The organism is Neiella holothuriorum (assembly GCF_019457915.1).
Taxonomy (GTDB): Bacteria; Pseudomonadota; Gammaproteobacteria; order Enterobacterales; family Neiellaceae; genus Neiella; species Neiella holothuriorum.
Genome location: NZ_JAHZSS010000015.1, coordinates 66,428 through 80,298, shown reverse-complemented (window position 1 = coordinate 80,298; position 13,871 = coordinate 66,428). Strand labels below are relative to the sequence as shown.

Sequence of the window (13,871 nt, the reverse complement as noted above, 5' to 3'; positions counted from 1 at the left end):
ACCCGATAGGAAATTTGTCACATGAACCAAGGAACTGTTGTCGAACTTCAACAACAGGTTGAGCAACAACAAGAGCAGGCGTTGATCATAGCCGCTCAGCAGGGTGACCGTGGCGCTTATCGGCAACTATACGAGCGTTATCTTGGTCAAGTTTTTGCCTTGGCGTTGCGGCTAACCGGCAACAACAGCTTTGCCGAAGATGCGACGCAGGAAGTGTTCATCCAACTGTGGCAATCGTTGCACCGTTTTTCCGGTGATTCCAAGTTTTCCACTTGGCTACATCGTGTCACGGCCAACGTCACCGTTTCGTATATGCGTCGGCAAAAGAATTGGCTACAGCGAACCTTTGGTCTGGAGAGCGCCAATGAAGCCGACTTGGTTGCCACTAACGTAAGCGCCACCAATGAACTGGACCAATACATACAGCGGCTGCCAGAGCGTGCCCGGTTAGTGTTTGTATTGCATGCCGTTGAAGGCTATCGCCATGAGGAGATTTCGCAAATGACCTCTATGGCAGTGGGATCCAGTAAAGCTCAATTTCATCGCGCCAAGAAACTGTTAAGGGAGTGGATGAGTCATGACTAAACCAAACTTTGAACAAAACCTAGAGCAGCAACTCCAAGCATTACCGCAAGAGCAACAACCGCAACGCGACTTGTGGCAAGGCATTGAGCACGCTTTAGATCACCGCGCAGAATTGTCGGATGGTGAGCAGGCGAACGCTAACGTGTTACCAAGCAATATTACATCCAAATCGTCTCGGCCGCTCCAATCAAAAGTTTGGCTCGCCAGCGCAGCTTCAATTGTGATGGTCGCCATGTTGGCTTGGTTTGGCGGTCAACAATATAGCCACTACCAAATGCGTATTGAAAGCGAACAGTTTATTGCAACGCTCAGCGACAACTACTTGAGTCAGAAAGACATGTTGCTCGTGCAATTCAAAGGCAAACCAGCATTTACTGACAATTGGCAAGATCAACTGCAAGAGCTAGAAGATGCCGCCAAGGCCATTCACGAAGCGCTGCAGCATGATCCACGTAACCCCACGTTGTTGAAAATGTTGAAGAGTATTTACCAGCAACAATTGCAGCTTATTGAACGTGTACACGTACCGCGGTTAGCACAAATCTAACGCGTTATTGCATTCACCTATTTAGACGGCCTCAATCCTGTTGAGGTCATTATCAAAGCAGGAGTAACACCATGAACAAATTTACTGCAGGCGCCGGAATCATCGCTCTCGGCCTACTCTCGTTTTCAATGGCGCATGCTGGCGAATCCGTTGATAAAACCCTCGCGGCCAACTCAGGCGAACGAGTCGAAGTGTCCCACATCAATGGCACTATTCGATTACAGGGTTGGGATAAAAACGAAGTCAAAGTGGTTGGCGAATTGTCTGACCGAGCAAAAGAGTTTGTATTCGAGCGCCGTGGCAGCACCATCGAGATCAGCGTCAAGGAAGATGATGGTAGCTGGTATGACGATGATGACGGTGACAATCTCGTCATCCATGTGCCCCAACATTCTAATATCAGTTACGACTCCACCAATGGCGAGCTAAATTTAGATTTGCTTACAGGTGATGTTGAAGTCGATACCATCAACGGCGACATGAGCCTGTCGCGCATTACCGGCAAAGTCCGCGTAGAAGTGATTAATGGTGATGTCGACTCAAAGGACATTACCGGTAACCTAAAACTCAATACCGTCAACGGTGACGTTACGGTTCAGAACCTACAAGGCGATAGCATTGAGCTGGAGACGGTCAATGGCGATATTCGCATTGATGGCGATATTGATTCGTTTAGTGCAAATACCGTTAATGGCGACATCAAGCTCGAAGGTAATACGGTTAGCAACTTGAACGTTAGTTCAGTCAATGGCGATGTAAAAGCTTCCATTAAACTCGCGCCGGCTGGCCGTATTAGCGCCTCATCTGTCGGCGGAGACATTCGTCTGACCTTCTTAGAAGAGCCACAAGCTAAATTCAGCATTGATGGCCATCAGGGCGATATCGTCAACAAGCTGACTGACGATAAAGTCACCGAAGAGCGCTATACCGGATTTCAGCGTCTTGATTTTTCACTGGGTGATGGCAGCGGCATGGTGCGCGCCTCAACCATTAAGGGTGAAATAAAAATCAGCCGCTAACGGCGAGTTTTATCCCTGCGATCCACTATCAATCTGCGAGCCGGACTTCTGTCACCCGGCTCGCTTTCTTACCAACCCGCGATAACCAGATATGAATGAAATTCTGATAATCACTCAGAAACCTGGCTAATCAGCCGTCATATTGCATCCATATGCCTGTCACAAAACAATCAAATGGGTGTCACCTGAACGTAAAACGAACACCATAACTTGGCGGCAAACCATAGAGAGGGTTTGCCCATGCAAGGGACACAACATTATCGCGCAATTTGGCTGTCAGACATCCACCTCGGCTACCGTGATTGTAAAGCCGAATACCTCCTCGACTTCCTCAGCAAAACCACCTGCGACCATTTATTTTTGGTTGGTGACGTAGTTGATCTATGGGCCATGAAACGGCAAGTGTTTTGGCCAGCCTCGCATCAACAAGTCCTCAACGCCTTGCTGGAAAAAGCCCAACAAGGCTGCCAAGTAATCTATGTACCCGGCAACCATGACGAAACCATGCGCGACTATAGCGGCAGTGTGTTTCAAGGCATTGAATGTCACCGCGAGTATGAATACGAGTCACTAGCCTACGGCAAGCTGCTGATGCTGCATGGCGACGAGTTTGACGCGGCCGTCAAAATTGGGCGACTACACTCGTGGGTTGGCGACAAAGGTTATGATTTATTGCTGTTTATTAACCGTTGGGTAAACCGTGCTCGATCATGGTTCGGCTTTTCCTATTGGTCTGCTGCGGCTTATCTTAAAAAGCGAGTCAAAAAAGCAGAAGCCGCGATTAAACGATTTGAAGATGCTGCGATCAGAGAGGCCAGCCGACGCAGTGTTGATGGCATCGTCTGTGGTCACATTCATTGTGCCAATATGCGATATGAAGATGGCATTTTGTATTTGAATGACGGCGATTGGGTGGAAAGTTGCACGGCGGCAGTTGAACGTACATCAGGCGAAATTGAGTTGTTGCACTGGAGTGATACCCAAAAGCAAATTGACCATTTACCGCCAGAGCTCACCGTTATAACCGGTCGTGCGGCTTAGCCTGTACCTTTGTGAACAGGCCTTGCGGTATTTAACCGCAAGGCTTGGGTGTTAAACCCAGTGATTTATTCAAACCGCAGCGCTTCAATGGGATCTAAATTGGACGCTTTATAGGCCGGATAAAAGCCAAAACCAACCCCAATAAGCGCAGTTCCCACCACACTAATCAGCATGATCACCGGCGACAACGCCATGCTCCAGCCCATCCCAAATTGCATCAAACCAACGGCAAGCAAGGAGATGAGCAGGCCCAGCATGGCGCCAACTAAACACAGCACCACACTTTCAATCAGGAACTGCGCCAAGATCGCACGCGGCTTAGCGCCAACGGCCATACGTAACCCAATTTCCCGAGTCCGCTCAGTGACACTCACCAGCATGATGTTCATGACACCGATGCCACCCACTAACAGCGACACTCCAGCAACGCCTGCCAACAGCGAGGAAAAGACTTTATTCGCTTCGGCTCGGGTCGATAACATGGCCGATAAGTTGCGAACAGAAAACGCGGTTTGCCCTGCGGCAACGCGATGACGCTGATTGAGCAAACGCTCCATCTCTTCGCTGACGTAGGTCATGTTGTTTTCTTCGTCTACAGCAACCACCATCCGGCTAACGCGGTTGATATCGCGACCTGATTTACCAATCACTCGGCGGTTAGCGGTGGTTAACGGCATGATCAAAATATCATCCTGATCAAAGCCCCTCATGTCCTCGCCTTTAGCGCCAAGCAAACCAATAATCTTCAATGGAATTTTATTCACCCGCACCGTTTCACCAACGGCGAAGGCCGGATCATCAAATAGTTCTTTGGCAACCGTTTCGCCAATCAGCACCACCTTGGCACCACTTCGCACTTCACTTTCGCTATAGGCACGACCATCGGTCACCTGCCAGTTACTTGCCGTAAGCAGATCAACATTGGCGCCTTGAATACCGGTATTCCAGTTTTGGTTGCCATAAACCACCTGCGCCTGACCGCGGTTGTAAGCACCAACAGCAACAACTTCTGAGAGATCTCGCTTGATGGCGTCGGCATCTGAAATGTTCAACCGATTGACGTTACCGGATGCGCCGCGCGCGCCTGCGGTGTTAATCGCCTCAGCGCGCACCATTAACAGGTTGGTTCCAAGACTTTTGATTTTTTCTTCAACTTCGCGTTGGGCGCCCTCACCCAGCGCAAACATGATGATGACAGCACTAATGCCGATGATGATACCCAAGGTCGTAAGAATTGAGCGCATCATATTGCGGCGCAAAGAAATTAGCGCAGTGAATAATTGACTCATTTGGCGCCCTCCAAATGCTGACTCGAATCTTGTAACAAACAGCCGTCACGCACCATAACGATTCGGTCTGCTTGTTCAGCAACTTCCATTTCATGGGTCACCAATACCACCGTGTGACCAGCGTTATTGAGTTTGCGAAATAGCGCCATAATTTCACCACTGGTGTGGGTATCTAAGGCGCCAGTTGGCTCATCAGCCAAAAGAATATCGGGCCGATTGATAAGCGCCCGAGCAATGGCAACCCGCTGTTGCTGACCACCAGATAATTGGCTGGGGTGGTTATGCAGGCGATCACCTAAGCCGACCGACTCTAAGCAAGCTCGAGCTCGCTCATCGGCATCTTTAATTGGCTCGTCATGGTACATCAGCGGCATTTTGACGTTGTCTAATGCCGAGGTTCTAGCGAGCAAATTAAATTGCTGAAATACAAAGCCAATGTGGTCACGACGTACATCGGCCAATTGAGCCTTAGTTAAACCGCTTGTTGATTTGCCAAGGATCTTAAGCTCGCCCTGCTCGGGCGTCATTAAGCAACCGATCAGGTTCATCAGAGTTGATTTACCAGAGCCCGACGGGCCAATAATGGCCACCATCTCTCCGGGCATCACCGTCAAATCAATGCCTTTGAGCACTTGGAAGCGCTCCCCTGCCATCGGAAAGCTATGACTCAACTGCTCGCACTGAATGGTTGGCGTTGATGCTGATGAACTCAACTCGTTCATGACTTAGTAGCCCGAATTTGTGTGACCACCTGCTCACCGGTTAAATCGGGCTCCAGCACTGCGGTATGGGAATCATCACTAATACCTAATTTCACTTCGATCTTTTCAACACCACCGCCACGAACGACCAGTAGATGCCCAACGCGAAGCTGGCCATTGCGAAGTTTGGCTCGCAATTCTTGCTGTTGCGGGGTCAGCACTTCATCCAACACTTGCTCCATTCGCTGACGCTGTTGTTGGGCAACACCACGACCAAAACCTGAGCCGGGTTTAGGCAGACGCTCTCGTAAAATTTCCCGTTGTTCATTGCTGAGATTTAGCTGCTCGAGCATACTCATCGGGCCACGACGCTTTTCGCTGTCATTCGCATCACCAAATCGCTGTGCTGCACGCAGCGCGGCGTTCGGCACCCGCTGCACATTAGGTAAGCTATCAATGGCAATTTCTAAGTTCGCAGTCATACCTGGCAACAACATACCATTGCGATTTTTAGCATTGATCACCACGGTATAACTAACAACACCAGAATCGGACTGCGGTGCTTTTTGGATTTGACTGACTTCACCACGAAACTCGCGGTCAGGGAATGCATCAACGTTAAACGCAACGCGTTGCTCAAGCATCACTCGGCCAATATCTGATTCGTCGATATAGGCTTCAATTTCCATTTCCGATAAATCTCGGGCTAAGGTGAACAACTCTGGCGTGTTGTAGCTTGATGCAACGGTTTGGCCCGCTTCAATGGTTCGGTCAATCACAAAACCGTCAATTGGTGAGCGGATCTCGGTTCGCTCTAATTCAATGGTCGCCTGCTCTAGGCTTGCGGCGTTGCTCGCTTCGGTGGCATGCAGAATATTCAATTGCGCTTTGGCTTGCTGCCAAGCAAGTTGTTGGACTTCAACGGCCGTTTGATAACTATCAAGCTCGTCTTCAGAAATATGGTTGGCAGCCACGAGTCCTTCGACTCGGCGAAGGTTACGAACCGCTTGCTCGTAGTTCACCTGGGCTTGCTTAATGGCAATTTTCTGGAGCTCAATGTCGGCGGACGTTTTGTCGAGCAGCGCTTGCGCTTGTGCCACTTGAGCCGCAAAGGTACGAGGATCGATTAATGCCAATAATTGGCCAGCGGCTACCGAGTCATTAAAGTCGACATGCACTTCAGTAATTTGGCCAGACAACTGGGCGCCAACCACCACATCGTCAACCGCCGCTAAGGTGCCCGTCGCACTCACGGTATTGCGAATATCACCACGGCTAATGGCTTCAGTACGGTAGCTTCCTGCCGATTTTCCGACCGCCCCTTCGCTTCCCGAACCAGAAAATGACACATAACCGATAATCACAGCAGCTGCGGCTGCGCTAAGCCAAAGATATTTTTTCATACCAACCAATCACAATGTATGGAGCAATCATGTTACCAATCACATCACCGCCATATAAATCGCTTTTACATATCTTTACGCTCTTAATCATTAAGTTATCGCGTTCTTTCGAAATCATTTATCGACATAACCAACAAACCAAAAAGCCACCATAACGGTGGCTTTTTCAATAGATTAACGGCTGCAGTAAGCGCCTCTAGTCAATTACGATTGCAATGGCGCGCGTAAGTTAAAGTCAACCAGGGTTCCTTTGGGCAGCTCAATGTCATTGCCTTGAGTGAGAAGCGACGCACCCAATCCAACTTTTGCACCGGTTTTAGCCCCTGAGCTACCATTGGCAAGCCCTCCAATGGCTGCGCTTCTCGCCGTTCTACCTGCTGAGGTTGCGGCTGTATTCTGACCTTGTGCACTGAGAGGTTGGGTCACAATCGGTACCATTTGGTTCTCAATGAGCAGCTCCGTGAGTTCTATTGACATCGATGCGCCCCCGGCTACTCGACCCGCTTTTTTCAAGTCGATAATACGACCATAAACGGTTGTGCCTCGCTCTGCTACCACCACATCGCCGGCCATTAAGTTGGCTTCTAATATCGCCGTAAAACGTTGCCCAACACCACCAGAGCGCGTGTTGATTGAATCGTTCATACGAACGGTAAGCGCCGTACCTTCCGGCACCACGGCCGGCTCAGCAGCTGGCGGTGGTGCCGTGGCGACTTGTTGTTGATTGCTACTGTTTGCCGCCGCATCTTGATTAACCGGCGTGGCATCTGGCGCTGCAGAATTCGTTGTCATGTCAACGGAGGCGATCTGGCTGCTATCAACCCTCACTTCGAGGCCATTGACGTCAAGGATCAGGTTATCTCCATCACGTCCGGTGATATCCGCTTCAATACTTCGGCCATCATTCAGGGTAATGGTTGCCGCGTGGGCCACCGAGAGCCCAGAACACACAACCACCAAGCTCGAATATATAATGTTTCTAAATTTCATGACGGTAACCTCATCCAATTTGTTCTTATGTAATGACGAGCAGTACTTTAACCAGCCATCAGCCACGGATATATAAGTCACTTTGGGAACGACTGTTGCAAAAAATAGAACAATCAAACAGTCATCAATCGGAGGATCTACGACGCGTCAATGACCTTGTTCGCGTCCGATGCGCCGCCTATGAGCGAGTTGACAATGCTGCTGCAAAAATTATCAGCCAGTAATCCATAAACAGCGTGCTAACATGTCGTTTTAATTTCATTAATAGCTCATCGTGATGATTCGTATTGCTCGCACACCGCAACAGCTGCTCTTGTGCATGATGTTTTTGATGTCCTTTGGTTTCGCCACTTGGATGGTTTTGCTCAACAACTTTGTGGTTGAGCGCGCTCAGTTTACCGGCGTTGAGATTGGCATTTTACAAAGTGTGCGCGAGATCCCCGGATTTTTGGCCTTTACCGCCGTGTTTGTACTGTTGCTGATCCGCGAACAATCGTTTGCTTTACTCGCGCTTGCCACCATGTTCATTGGCATCTTGTTAACTGGTTTTTTCCCCAACGCAACCGGTTTGTATTTCACCACCGTCATCATGTCGGTAGGTTTTCACTACTTTGAAACCATCAACAAATCACTGACCTTGCAATGGCTCGACAAAAAGGACGCGCCCGAATTCATGGGCCAAGCGTTGTCAGTTAAAGCAATTGCATCGCTGCTCGCCTATGGTCTGATTTGGGTTGTTATGGGGCAGTTCGGGGTCGATTATGTCTGGCTGTATGCGTTAGTTGGCGGTTTAGGCGTATTTGCCACGCTCATCGTGGCGACTTACTTTAAACATTTTGATCAGCATGCCACACAACATAAGAAGCTCATTTTACGTCAACGCTACTGGCTGTATTACGCCTTAGTTTTTTTAAGTGGTGCTCGGCGACAGATCTTTGTGGTGTTTGCCGGCTTTATGATGGTGGAACAGTTTGGTTATAGCGTTAGCCAAATCAGTACGTTATTCATCGCAAACTATGTATTTAACTTTTTATTTGCCAAGAAAATTGGAGCCTTTATAGGCCGGATTGGTGAGCGTAAAGCGCTGCTGATTGAGTATGTTGGCTTAATTATGGTGTTTGGTGGCTATGCGCTGGTTGATAACGCCAATATGGCGGCTGCGCTCTACATCATCGATCATCTGTTTTTTGCCTTTGCCATTGCTATTAACACCTATTTCCAGAAGATTGCCGATCCACGCGACATAGCCGCCTCTGCGAGTGTTAGCTTTACCATCAATCATATTGCTGCCGTGGTGATCCCGGCCCTATTGGGAATAGTTTGGATTTACTCACATGCCGCTGTGTTTATGATTGGTGTTGGTTTTGCCATTGGATCACTGATACTGGCTTATTGCATCCCAGCCAAGCCGGAGCCTGGTAACGAGTTACTTTGGTCTGCGCCGAAACAAGCCCAACAAGAAAATTGATTTAGCATCCAACGCAACGCGCTAGCAACGCCGCGATTAGCGATAAAAAAAGCCTGCTTCAATAAGCAGGCTTTTACATCTTAGAGCAAAACTAGTCCGTTACTCCGGCACCGGCTGTAAGGACGTTAACACCTCAGTCCAACTGACTAACTTAAAGTTCTGCGCTTGATCAGGCATTAAGTTACGACCATCTTGCACCACCAACAGCCCTGCAGGGAAGTCGGTGTTAAGCGGTGTCGTTAATACATCCAAGCCATCGGTTTCGGAACTACCATCCAATCCTTTAGCTGCATTTAGTCCCACTCGAAAGCGTCCTAAGTACTGGTAAGGAAATACGGCTTGGAATAGCACGTAGCTATCATTGCCTTGGCTCGATGCCACTAAGATATCGGGCTCGCCGCGGGCAATAGCGATGCCTTCAACATCCGCATGTAGGTGCTCATCAATGGTGGCAATGGCCTGCCATTGTGGATTTGATTCGTTGAGTTGTGCCATCCAAATGCCAACATCTTCTTCTCCAACAAAGAGTTGTTGGCGCACGTCATCAACTACACAACCTTCTGGCTGCGAATCGAGAGTGAGCGTTTGCACCAATGACGCTTGCCATTGCTGGCCATCATCATTGGCATTGAGCTGGTAGTGCAGAACGCGGCCATCTTTATCATTGGGGAACATAACCAACTGATCATCAAGCTGGCCCATGCAGATCCCGTAGATCTTATTGAGTGGCGTGTCGAAGCGCGCCAATTGGGTCACTTGACGCTCAGCATTAATGCCATATAGCAGTACCGTGTTGTCATCGCGACGAGACGCAACAGCGAGACCATAATAATCACCAATAGGCTCAGCGAAACTGCGCACATCCACATTGTTCAGCATGCCATCGGCAAGTACTTGGAGCTTGCGCCCCTGCAAATCATAAACATACAAACCGTGTTTTTTGTGCGTGCCCAATACCAACGACATCGCAGGACGAAGTGGATTCAACCAAATGGCTGGATCATCCATGGCGTCACCGGTTTGTTTAGCCGGAGGTGTTTGATAACTAGCTTTGACCTCGGAGATCAACGGCATTGCTTTGGTAAGATGAGTAGCGTGAGCTTCGGCATCAAACGGTAATTGCACATGCCAACTGGCTGACTCATCTTCATGGCCAAAGGCCAATTCAATGTGTTGCTGATCGGCTTGCAAACGGGTACCTAGGAGTTCAAATTCTTGCTCACTGTCAGTCGTTAACGGCCAGTGCTGAGACAAACCGAAACCCTGCTTCGTTGGTGTCAACAGGTGCAGCTCTGTTGGCAATAACAGTGCCAGTCGACCATCGGCCAGTACCGCGAGATCTTCAACCGCATCGGTTAAATTCCCCCAAGGCTGGTTCATGGCAACAGGCTGGCGGTCGGTCATGGCTTCAGGTTCGGCCTGATAACGCCACACGCCAACGCCCTCTTCCGCAATAAACAGCTCGCCGGTAGCATCATTTGCTGCACAGCGGCTGGTATCGTAACCCACCGGCAGCTGACGCACTTTAACAGGATCGGCTAACGTGCGGCCTTGCTCTGCCAGCAACCACTGTTCACTACGCGCGCGCCCATCTTGCACAAAGGCATATAGGTTTTGGCTTTGCGGGCTAAGATACAAACAAAAGTCATCTGCCAACATATCGCTAAATGGCACGGTACGCGTGGTACTCGTGCTGTCGCCTGACTGACTAACAATTTGCATGGCGCGACCATCGTTGATCAAACTCACTTGCCAGTTGATTTCAGCCAAGTTGCGCGTTGCCACCAAGCGAGATGACACGTTAAACCAAGCCGATTCAGATTGTTTGTTAAGCTCTAGCGTCTGCGATTGTTCGGCGCCGCAGCCCGTTAGCAACGCAGCGCCAGCAACGGCAGAGAACGATAACCAACGCGTAAGTTGAACCACCCGCTTAGACGTTGACCACTGCTGAGGCGCAAGCGCCTCAGCCGATGTTACAAATATACGAGAAATGGAAAACAAGATTGCAGCTCCTTAAAAGCCTGTAATGGTCACGCCAACTTGGTAACTGCGACCATATTCTTCATATTGAACGTTGTAGCGGTTGGCATTGGAATAGGTGTAATACGTCTCGTCAGTTAGGTTAAGGGCGTTGAAATAAACCTGAATGTCCTTTTGCACATACGCTTTGGCAATAAAGTCGAGCTGCAAGTGACTATCTTCATACACGTCGTAGTTGTCATCATCAACACTATCAACTTCCAACAAGTACTCAGACTTATAGGCCGCGGATAGACGCAGGCTCATTTGCTCATCTTCATAACCCACAGCAAAGTTCGCAGTTTCATCCGATTGACTAGGGAATGGCACCGAACGGGTTTGCTTAGCGCCATCGTCGTAGTAGCTGATGTCAGCATCGGAATCAGTAATGGTGGCATTCATGCTCATTAACAAACCATTCCAAGGTGCAGGTAGCTCGTTGAACTGCTTCACCCAGTTCAGCTCCAAACCTAGAATATCGGCGGAGTCACCATTGGTATAGGTTTCAGCCTTGGCAAAACTTTCATAGCCAGCACTGCCTGCGATGTCAGAGCCATAAATAAAGTTTTCGATGTCTTTATAGAATACGCCCGCAGACGCAATGCCCGCTTCGCCCATGTAGTATTCAATGGCCACATCGAAGTTCATGGACTCTAACGCTTCGAGGTTCGGGTTGCCGAATTCAGCTTCTAAATCGCCGTCATCTTCTTCCAACACAAAACCAGGCGCGAGTTGCTCGAACGTTGGCCGAACAATAGAGTTTGTCCAAGCGGCACGGAACACGAGATTTTCTTCAATATCCCAGCGCAATTGCAGTGATGGCAGCCAGTGATCGTAATCATTGCTCACATTACGTTCGGTGAAGCTCTCATCGATGTCGTTGTACTGCCAGCCGTTGGCTTCAAAGTCAGTAGACTCAAAACGAACACCGCCAATGAGGGTCATTTCGTCAAAGATCACTGTTGCCATCAGGTAAGCCGCATCAACATCTTCGCTCATCGAGAAGTTATTGATACGCGATTCAACTTCATCTTCATAACCATCAAGACCAACTTCGTCGACTAAGTTGTGAATGCTGTTGGCTGAAATGGCATGTCCAAAATTGCCAAGATCATAGTCAACGACTCCGCCAAGGTGGCCACTCATCAGCAAGTCGGCATCACTAACACCCGCTTCATCAAGGTCTTCCAATACCCAAACATCTTCCCGATTGTCTTTGTCTCGGCGGCTCATTTTGCCACCAAACTTGAGCTCAACATCTCGGCCGGACCATTGCGTCAGGTAGGTTAGGTCAACTTTACCGTTGTATTCTGTATCGTCTGTGTAGCTATCTGAGACTTCGATAGAATCTAGCTCATAGGCGTCATAATCGAAATAGGCAGCAGGCGCGCCAACGCGTGGTTTACGAGTCCCGTTTACCGTTAGCGGTACAGCATCATCGAGTTCAAATGCAGAGGTGATGTAGTCTGGGTTGTCTTCATCTGACTCACTCCAGCCCGCTTGATAATCAACAATCCAATTGTTGAATTCATGCTGGCCGCCAACAACGATCGATGTAATGGTTTGCGTTTCTTCACGATCTTTTAGTTCGCGGGCGACTTCGGCATCAACCATTTCTCCGTCCGTGGTATGGCCATCTTCCCACTCAGTCACAATACCGTTACGTTGCTCGTCATCGGCAAATTCACTGTAAAGGGTACGTAAAAACCAACGGTCTGTGTCGGTTGGGTGCCAGTCGAAATTTGCCACCAAACCAATACGTTCACGAGTGATTTTATAGTCGCGCTGCTCTAGCTCTTCCAACAACGCAGGGGACTCATCGAAGTCCCAACCATTGCCGGTTTCGACGTTGTCCGAGCCAAATTTACGCTTCAGCCAGCTGCCTGCCAGCGCTAAGCCCATGGTGTTATCTGCAAATTTAGTGGAGTACGCACCGGTGATTTTAGGGCTGTACTCTTCTTGCTGATCGTTATAGCCACCTTCGATATTCAATTTAAAAAACTGATCATCGCGGTCAAAGGCTGAAGCACTTTGAATATCAACCGCACCACCCAGGGAATCAGCATCCATATCTGGCGTAAGTGATTTTGTGACCACCAAGGTTTGAATCAAATCTGATGGCACGACATCAAGCGCAACCGCTCGACGCCCGGCTTCCGGCGATGGAATACGGCTACCGTTAATGGTCACCGCATTGTAATCCGGCGCCAAACCACGGATCCGAACAAAGCGACCTTCACCTTGGTCACGTTCAATGGACAAACCGACCATACGTTGCAAAGACTCACTCGCGTTGGCATCGGGAAAGTCACCTATCGCATCGGCGGTGGCAACGGTAATGAAATTATCAGCATCGCGCTGTGCTTGTAACGAACGCGCAGAGGCGGCTACTTGGCCAATCACGTAGATGTGCTCAACCTTTTCGTCTTCCGGAGCTGGGCGAGTCGTTTCTTCTGCCACTGCCGGCATTGCCAGCGCGGTGATACAAGCTAAGGCGATCGGCGTAAGTGGCTTAGCGAAAGCTGGCATCAATGTCGTGTTTACCTTGTTTACAGTCATAACATGTCTCAAAAAGTGTTTTTAAGTTAGGTATTAAGCGGTGTGTTGTTATGGCTGCAGAAGGTAGAGCGGTTAGATGACAAAGATGTTGCAAGTGACAGCACCCAAACTGCTTATGAGATTTTAAACCATCAATAATCGGCCTATAACGCTGACGTTTAAGCCCCAAAAACGATAGTGACCACTTACAATGGCAAACGTTATCGAATTGAGCTCAATTGACTGGGGTCAAATCGGCTCAACGCCTTTG

General features: G+C 49.2%; 11 protein-coding genes. 5 read left to right on the top strand and 6 right to left on the bottom strand.

Annotated elements, in window-relative coordinates; translation table 11 throughout:
• Positions 1–21: 21 nt before the first annotated feature.
• The 4 genes from K0504_RS12575 to K0504_RS12560 all read left to right on the top strand — a co-directional run bounded on the left by K0504_RS12575 (position 22) and on the right by K0504_RS12560 (position 3,192).
• The gene (locus K0504_RS12575; protein ID WP_220104545.1) at positions 22–585 is read left to right on the top strand and encodes an RNA polymerase sigma factor; all 564 of its coding nucleotides are present in this window, start codon (positions 22–24) and stop codon (positions 583–585) included.
• Positions 578–1,132 carry a hypothetical protein gene (locus K0504_RS12570; RefSeq protein WP_220104544.1) on the top strand — a complete coding sequence of 185 codons (555 nt, stop codon included), beginning with the start codon at positions 578–580 and terminating at the stop codon, positions 1,130–1,132. The genes K0504_RS12575 and K0504_RS12570 overlap by 8 nt, the downstream gene beginning before the upstream one ends.
• A 71-nt stretch (positions 1,133–1,203) precedes the next feature.
• Positions 1,204–2,151, top strand: a complete 948-nt coding sequence (locus K0504_RS12565) for a DUF4097 family beta strand repeat-containing protein (RefSeq protein ID WP_220104543.1) — start codon at positions 1,204–1,206, stop codon at positions 2,149–2,151.
• Positions 2,152–2,391: 240 nt separating this feature from the next.
• Positions 2,392–3,192 carry a UDP-2,3-diacylglucosamine diphosphatase gene (locus K0504_RS12560; protein WP_220104542.1) on the top strand — a complete coding sequence of 267 codons (801 nt, stop codon included), beginning with the start codon at positions 2,392–2,394 and terminating at the stop codon, positions 3,190–3,192.
• 65 nt (positions 3,193–3,257) lie between these two features.
• On the opposite strand, the gene K0504_RS12555 is transcribed toward K0504_RS12560, so the two are convergent.
• From K0504_RS12555 to K0504_RS12540, 4 genes are all read right to left on the bottom strand, one after another.
• Positions 3,258–4,481 (bottom strand): ABC transporter permease, encoded by a 1,224-nt coding sequence (locus K0504_RS12555; protein ID WP_220104541.1) that lies wholly within the window; start codon positions 4,479–4,481, stop codon positions 3,258–3,260.
• Positions 4,478–5,203 carry an ABC transporter ATP-binding protein gene (locus K0504_RS12550; RefSeq protein ID WP_220104540.1) on the bottom strand — a complete coding sequence of 242 codons (726 nt, stop codon included), beginning with the start codon at positions 5,201–5,203 and terminating at the stop codon, positions 4,478–4,480. The genes K0504_RS12555 and K0504_RS12550 overlap by 4 nt, the downstream gene beginning before the upstream one ends.
• Entirely contained in the window at positions 5,200–6,585 is a 1,386-nt protein-coding gene (locus K0504_RS12545; protein WP_220104539.1) for an efflux RND transporter periplasmic adaptor subunit, read from the bottom strand. The genes K0504_RS12550 and K0504_RS12545 overlap by 4 nt, the downstream gene beginning before the upstream one ends.
• A 204-nt stretch (positions 6,586–6,789) precedes the next feature.
• Positions 6,790–7,575 (bottom strand): hypothetical protein, encoded by a 786-nt coding sequence (locus K0504_RS12540; RefSeq protein ID WP_220104538.1) that lies wholly within the window; start codon positions 7,573–7,575, stop codon positions 6,790–6,792.
• Positions 7,576–7,852: 277 nt separating this feature from the next.
• On the opposite strand from K0504_RS12540, the gene K0504_RS12535 reads away from it, so the two are divergent.
• Positions 7,853–9,043, top strand: coding sequence for an MFS transporter (locus K0504_RS12535; protein WP_220104565.1), 1,191 nt, complete (start codon positions 7,853–7,855; stop codon positions 9,041–9,043).
• 99 nt (positions 9,044–9,142) lie between these two features.
• Here K0504_RS12535 and K0504_RS12530 read toward each other — a convergent pair whose 3' ends face one another.
• Together K0504_RS12530 and K0504_RS12525 are read right to left on the bottom strand one after the other, a co-directional pair.
• Positions 9,143–11,044 carry a phytase gene (locus K0504_RS12530; protein WP_220104537.1) on the bottom strand — a complete coding sequence of 634 codons (1,902 nt, stop codon included), beginning with the start codon at positions 11,042–11,044 and terminating at the stop codon, positions 9,143–9,145.
• Positions 11,045–11,056: 12 nt separating this feature from the next.
• Positions 11,057–13,621, bottom strand: a complete 2,565-nt coding sequence (locus tag K0504_RS12525) for a TonB-dependent receptor (protein WP_220104536.1) — start codon at positions 13,619–13,621, stop codon at positions 11,057–11,059.
• Positions 13,622–13,871: the final 250 nt, after the last annotated feature.

Bases quoted from the DNA above. Each gene is read 5' to 3' on its own strand.
- K0504_RS12525 (WP_220104536.1), bottom strand. From the start codon at position 13,621: ATGACTGTAAACAAGGTAAACACGACATTGATGCCAGCTTTCGCTAAG.
- K0504_RS12550 (WP_220104540.1), bottom strand. From the start codon at position 5,203: ATGAACGAGTTGAGTTCATCAGCATCAACGCCAACCATTCAGTGCGAG.
- K0504_RS12555 (WP_220104541.1), bottom strand. From the start codon at position 4,481: ATGAGTCAATTATTCACTGCGCTAATTTCTTTGCGCCGCAATATGATG.
- K0504_RS12545 (WP_220104539.1), bottom strand. From the start codon at position 6,585: ATGAAAAAATATCTTTGGCTTAGCGCAGCCGCAGCTGCTGTGATTATC.
- K0504_RS12570 (WP_220104544.1), top strand. From the start codon at position 578: ATGACTAAACCAAACTTTGAACAAAACCTAGAGCAGCAACTCCAAGCA.
- K0504_RS12565 (WP_220104543.1), top strand. From the start codon at position 1,204: ATGAACAAATTTACTGCAGGCGCCGGAATCATCGCTCTCGGCCTACTC.
- K0504_RS12535 (WP_220104565.1), top strand. From the start codon at position 7,853: ATGATTCGTATTGCTCGCACACCGCAACAGCTGCTCTTGTGCATGATG.
- K0504_RS12560 (WP_220104542.1), top strand. From the start codon at position 2,392: ATGCAAGGGACACAACATTATCGCGCAATTTGGCTGTCAGACATCCAC.
- K0504_RS12575 (WP_220104545.1), top strand. From the start codon at position 22: ATGAACCAAGGAACTGTTGTCGAACTTCAACAACAGGTTGAGCAACAA.
- K0504_RS12540 (WP_220104538.1), bottom strand. From the start codon at position 7,575: ATGAAATTTAGAAACATTATATATTCGAGCTTGGTGGTTGTGTGTTCT.